Source organism: Rhizobium sp. P2_G2, from assembly GCF_056403555.1.
On record NZ_JBFUFF010000193.1, the window covers coordinates 1 to 6,278 of the forward strand.

The window sequence follows — 6,278 nt, forward strand, 5'->3', positions numbered from 1 at the left end:
ATCTTACCCATTACCTTCTGACGTCCACAGTTCCGGGCAATCCAGTGCGGCTCGAGGCGTCGTTCAATCCGGACGCGGCAGGTGGGGCCAGCGATCCGCATTTGTTGGTTACGCTACAGAATTCCACACATGATGGTCTGAACCCGATCACCATCAAAAGCGATACCGGCAATTTCGATATTCTGCGCATCATCTCCAACGATGGGGCCAGCATTATCAGCAATGACGGGGCCAGCATCATCAGCAATGACGGTGCCAGTATCATCAGCACCGACGGTGCGAGCATCATCAGCAACGATGGCGGCAGCCTGATTTCCAACGACGGCGGCAGTTTGACCAATCTGTCGGTCGCCGACCTCATCGGCAAAGTGGGCGCGTCAATCATCAGCAATGACGGCGCTAGTCTGATCAGTTCCGGCCTGGACGGCACGCTGGTTTCCGGGTTTCAGTTCTCGAACGGTGCCATTGTCGACACGGCCACGGCGACCGACCTCAGCAATCAGTCCACCGACCTCCTGGCCAATCTGACCGCCCATCTCGGCCAAAGCCAGCATTTCTACATCGGCGTGACCGACGAGAGCAACGCGTTCGCTACGCAGTCGGGGAGCGCCCAAGCGCTCGCCTTGGGAACGAACCAGACCGGGACGATCAGCGATTTCGGCGAAGGTGATTGGTACAAGATCGATTTGGTTGCCGGAAATACCTACGTCTTCGACCTCAACGGACATGCCAGCGGCGATGGCACGCTCGCCGATCCAGCTCTGCGGCTGCTGGACAGTGCAGGCACGATCATCAAAAGCGCCGATGACGGTGGCTTTGAGGAAAATTCGAGGCTGGTTTTCAAGGCGAAGACCACAGGTTCCTATTATCTGGTCGCCAGAGCATACGATGATGGCGGTATAGGCACATATTCGTTCGGAGCCTCGATCGGTTCGGACAATCCGCAAATCCAGTCGAATGGCGGCGGCGACACGGCCGTGATCAACGTGGCTGAAAGCACGAGTTCCAGCGACAGCGGCGTCGTCACACGGGTCGAAGGCTGGGATCTGGTATCGGGCAACACCTTGACCTATTCGATCGTCGGCGGATCGGATGCCGACAAATTCTACCTCAATCCGGCAAACGGCTTTCTGTCGTTCAAGATATTGCCCGACTTCGAAAATCCGCGCGACAGCGACCATGACAATACCTTCGTCGTAAAAGTCCGCGCCACCGACGAAGACGGGCATTTCGATAATCAGATCCTGACGATCCATGTGACCGATGCGATCGAGCCGATCTACGGCACCCATGGCGGCGATGTGATCGATGCCGCCCATCCGGGCGCAACTGGTGGCGCTCCCAGCGGCGCGGATGACTGGATTTTCGGCCTGGCGGGCAATGACGTCATTGACGGCGGTGCCGGCAACGACACGATCCAAGGTGGCCCCGGCAATGACACGATCATCGGCGGCGCCGGCAATGCCGACACCGCGATCTTCGTCGGCAATGCCGCCAGCTACACGATCGTCAGAGATATCGTCTCCGGAACGATCACCGTACAGGGCACGGATGGCACGGATATCCTGAGCGGCATCGAGCGCCTGGCATTCGACGACCAGACGATTGTCGCGCAAATACAGGGGACGACTGGAAACGATGTCCTCAATGGCGGCAGCGGCGGCGACGATCTCGCCCCCCTTACTGGCGACCACGACGAGGTCGATGGCCGCGGAGGCAACGATCGTCTGACCTTAGACTTCAGCAGCCTCGACCTTGGCGTCTCCTTCGCCACCAACACGGTTCACAGCCCGGGCGGCGATTCCGTCTACACTTACGTCGTGGCAGGAGAGTTTGGCAGCGATGGCAGCGATGAGGTGCTCTATTCCAACATCGAGGCCTTTACCATCCGCGGTAGCCTGACGCATGTAAACGTACTCAACAAAGGTGGCGCGCTGACTGATTATTTCATCGGCGGGGCAAAGGGGGATACATTCGACACCGGCGCCGGCAGCGATATCGTCGATGTCGGCAAGGGGGGAGCGAGCACTGCCGATGTTGGCGCGGACCAGGCGGCGATGGGCAGCGGCGATAGCGATCTCCTGGTCGTCGATTACTCAGCCGCCAGCGAGGCAGTGACGTTCGCGATCTACAGCAATACCGGCGCCTCGGGCGGTCTCGCGACGGACTACTACAGTAACGGCAACAATGGCCTCCAATATGCCGGCATCGGGCGCTTGCTGTTCACCGGCGTCGAGCAATTCAACGTCTCGACGGGCAGCGGCGACGACAGTGTCAAAACGGGGGACGGCGCGGACATTCTGAGCGGCGGCGGTGGCGATGACCTCCTGGACAGTGGCCGCGGCAAGGCGACGATCGATGGCGGCGGCGGCATTGACCAGTGGAAAGCGGACTTGTCGCTGCTCGGCTCGGGCGTCACACTGGATTTCTCTACGCCCTCGGTGACGCAGACGATGGCGGATGGTTCAACCATCAAAAAGATCGAACGGCTCGATCTTGTTGCGACGAACCAGGCCGACACGATCACCCTCGGGGCCGATTTCGCCGCTTATGGCAATATCATTTCCTCCGGCTTCGGCAGCGACGCCGTGTTCATCCATGGTGGCGCAACCTCTACGACGAGCGGCACCAATACCATCCAAATGGGCACCGGCGACACCGACCTGCTGAGTGCCGATTATTCGGCTGCCACCGAAGCGGTGACGTTTGCGATCTACAGCAATACCGGCAGCTCGGGAGGCCTATCGACCGATTACTACAGCGACGGCAACAATGGTGCGCAATATGCCGGCGCCGGTCGCCTGCTGTTCACCGGGGTCGAGCGGTTCGCGGTGTCGACCGGTGCTGGCAACGACAGTATCAGGACCGGCGACGGAGATGACAGTTTAAGCGGTGGTGGCGGCGATGACCTCTTGGACAGCGGCCGCGGTAAGGCGACGATCGACGGCGGCGGCGGCATCGATCAATGGAAAGCGGACCTGTCGCTGCTGGGCTCGGGCGTCACACTCGATTTCTCCACGCCCTCAGTCACGCAGACCATGGCAGATGGCTCAACGATCAAAAAGATCGAACGGCTTGATCTTGTCGCGACGAACCAGGCCGACAAGATAACTTTGGGAGCGGATTTCGCCGCTTACGGCAATGCCGTCTCCTCCGGCTTCGGCAGCGATGCCGTGTTCATCCACGGCGGTGCGACCTCCGCAACAAGCGGCATCAATACAGTCCAACTGGGCACTGGCGACACCGACCTGCTAAGCGCCGACTATTCAACCGCGACCGAGGCGGTGACGTTCGCAATCTACAGCAATACCGGCAGTTTGGGAGGCCTTGCGACCGACTATTACAGCGATGGCAACAATGGTGCGCAATATGCTGGGGCGGGGCGGCTGCTGTTCACAGGTGTCGAGCGGTTTACGATAGCGACAGGCAGCGGCAATGACAGCATCAGGACCGGCGACGGAGACGACAGTTTGACCGGTGGCCTTGGCGACGATCTGCTGGACAGCGGCCGCGGCAAGGCGACGATCGATGGCGGCGCCGGCATCGACCAATGGAAAGCGGACCTGTCCTTGTTGGGCTCGGGCATCAGCCTCGATTTTTCCACGCCATCGAAGACGCAGAAGATGTCGGATGGCTCGGCGGTAAGAAATGTCGAGCGGCTCGATCTCGTCACCACGAACCAGGCCGACAAGATCACCCTTGGAGCTGATTTTGCGGCTTACGGCAATACCGTGTCGACAGGCTCCGGCGGCGACGCGGTGTCTATCCATGGCGGCGCGACGGCGGCGACCAGCGGCAACAACGCCGTCAATATGGGCAGTKGCGAAAACGATCTGTTGATTGCCGACTATTCAGCCGCAAAACAGAGTGTCACGTTTGCGATCTACAGCAATGCCGGCTCATCCGGCGGCCTGGGTACCGATTACTATAGCAATGGCGACAATGGCGTGCAGTATGGCAGCACCGGCCGGCTTCTGTTCACCGGTGTGGAGCGGTTCACGATCGCGACCGGTATCGGCAACGACAGCGTGACGACGGGCGACGGCGATGACGTTCTTAATGGCGGTGGCGGCAGTGACACGCTCTCCGGCGGCAGTGGCTCGGATAAGCTGGCGGGAGGAGGCGGCAAGGATTTGCTGACTGGTGGTATGGGCCAGGATACGTTTTGTTTTACGACCGCTCTCAATCCTGGCAATGTCGATATTATCGACGACATCGCCCTTGCAGACCGCATCCAGCTCGATCATCATGTCTTCTCAGGTCTGGCCAAAGGCAAGCTGGCGCCCACCGCGTTCGTCGATGAAAGCGCTCACAAGGTCAGAGCGGATGATCGCATCATCTATGACGGCGACACGGGAGACCTGTTCTTCGACCGCGATGGTTCGGGCCACCGCTATGATGCGGTGAAATTCGCTCATCTTTCGAACGATGCTGCAATAACGGCGGCCTATTTTACAATCGTCTGATCGGTAAGGAGCGCTCAGCGCTCCACCCTTGCCTCCTTCTTCCAGCCGGCCTTGTATGGCGCAATGATGAGTCGCCGGTGCACACCCTCGCACGGTCTGCCAGGGCGGACCATCGTGGTCACGGATGGCTGCGTCGTAGCAATAGCCGCTTCAAAGTCCCGACGCCTCGGCGAGATTCATCGTAAACCGGTCGCGCCGTCGCTGCTATTCGCGAGTCATTTCGGCGTTGGCAGGCCAAGCTGCCTTTTGAACCATAGCGCTCGCCGACCTCGGCCGAGGAGGCGAGGCTGGCGCTTAAGGAATGGTCCGAGAATTTTTCCCGCCCGCGCAGCCTCGCGGAGATTGCCGCGAATGCCGGCCTCATATCTGGCAGGGTTCGTCAGCCAAGCCATCGGACGATTTCGTAGGCCGGCATAGGGCGATGGAACCCTTTCAAACTCAATTCGCCAACTTTGACAGCTTCGACCAACGATTCCACGGTGCCGAAAACTCTTTGGCTGACGAGGATCTGTCGGGATTTGGCCTGCTCGCACAATCGGGCGGCGTGGTTGGGGATGGTGCCGATGACAGCATAATCCGAGCGCTGGTCGAAGCCGATTTGCCCGATGGTTGCGTGGCCACGCGCGATGCCGATGCCGAAGCCAAGCAAATAGCCACGTTTGCGCCATTGTTCCGAATGCTCGTCAATGGCATCACGCATCCCCGTTGCCATACTGACGGCTTTTTCGGTGTGGTCAGCGCAGGGCAAAGGATCGTTGAAGACGACAAGAAGACCATCACCGACAAAGCGCTCCAAAGTCCCTCCGTAGCGCGTGATCAGCTCGCCCAGACAGGAATGGTATTCGCTGAGGACCGCCATCACCTCTTCGGGCTCGGCCGTCTCGGCGAAGGCCGTAAAGCCGCGCAGATCGCAGAAAACCACTGTCACGTCGCGCCGGTGGCTTTGCAGAAGCGAGTCGCCATCCCCCGCCGCGATGATGACGTCGGCGACCTGCGCCGGCAAGAATCGCCTGAGCCGGCCCATTCGCTCGATTTCCGCTACCTGCTCGGCCACCGTTTGTTCAAGGGAGCGATTCCATACCGCCAATTGGGCGGCCTGATCCTCCAGGCGCAGTGCCTGGCTCTCGACCGTATCGTGAAGCGCCTTCTGGCGCAGCATCGACCGCACACGAGCCAGCAGCGCCCTGTGCTCAAACGGCTTGGTCAGATAGTCGTCGCCGCCGGCGTCCAATCCTTCAACCACGTCCCGTATATCGGCCTTGGCTGTGACAAGGATGACCGGGATCGATCGAAGGGAGACATCCTGCTTGAGAATGCGAACAGCGCTGATGCCATCGAGTTTGGGCATCATGATGTCGAGGAGGATCAGATCCGGCTTGAGGTCACGCGCCTTCGCAAGCCCTTCTTCGCCATCGGCGGCAGTCACCACTTCATAACCGTTCGCTTCAAGGCGAAGGCGCAGGATTTCGAGATTTTCAAAGGTATCGTCGACGGCAAGAATGAGTGGCGGATCGTGCAATGTCCCATCTCCCTTACGCAAGAAATCCGCGAACTTTTGCCAGCAATTCACGCGGGCTGAATGGCTTGGCAAGGTAGCCATCGCATCCCGCAGCAAGCGCTTTCGCCTCGTCGCCCGACAACGCATAGGAGGTAACGGCAATGATTGGAATGTGGCGGAGTGCCGGGTTGGCTTTGATACGGCGGGTTGCTTCATACCCGTCTATCACAGGAAGCTGAATGTCCATGAGGATCAGGTCTGGGTTCCCGGCTGCTGCGGCGGCGACGCCGGCAGCACCGTCCGCGGCCTCTATC

Annotated in this window: 3 protein-coding genes; 1 reads left to right on the forward strand and 2 read right to left on the reverse strand. The window is 59.9% G+C overall.

The genetic code is table 11. The features are described from left to right. Window positions 1-4,466 (forward strand): beta strand repeat-containing protein (locus AC1D06_RS41385; protein ID WP_477991267.1); only part of this gene is annotated, 4,466 nt, incomplete at its 5' end. 379 nt (window positions 4,467-4,845) lie between these two features. Here AC1D06_RS41385 and AC1D06_RS41390 read toward each other — a convergent pair. Both AC1D06_RS41390 and AC1D06_RS41395 read right to left on the reverse strand, forming a co-directional pair. Next, complete coding sequence (locus AC1D06_RS41390) at window positions 4,846-5,985, reverse strand: adenylate/guanylate cyclase domain-containing protein (protein ID WP_477991269.1); 1,140 nt, start codon at window positions 5,983-5,985, stop codon at window positions 4,846-4,848. Window positions 5,986-5,998: 13 nt separating this feature from the next. Next, window positions 5,999-6,278 (reverse strand): response regulator (locus tag AC1D06_RS41395; RefSeq protein ID WP_477991270.1); only part of this gene is annotated, 280 nt, incomplete at its 5' end.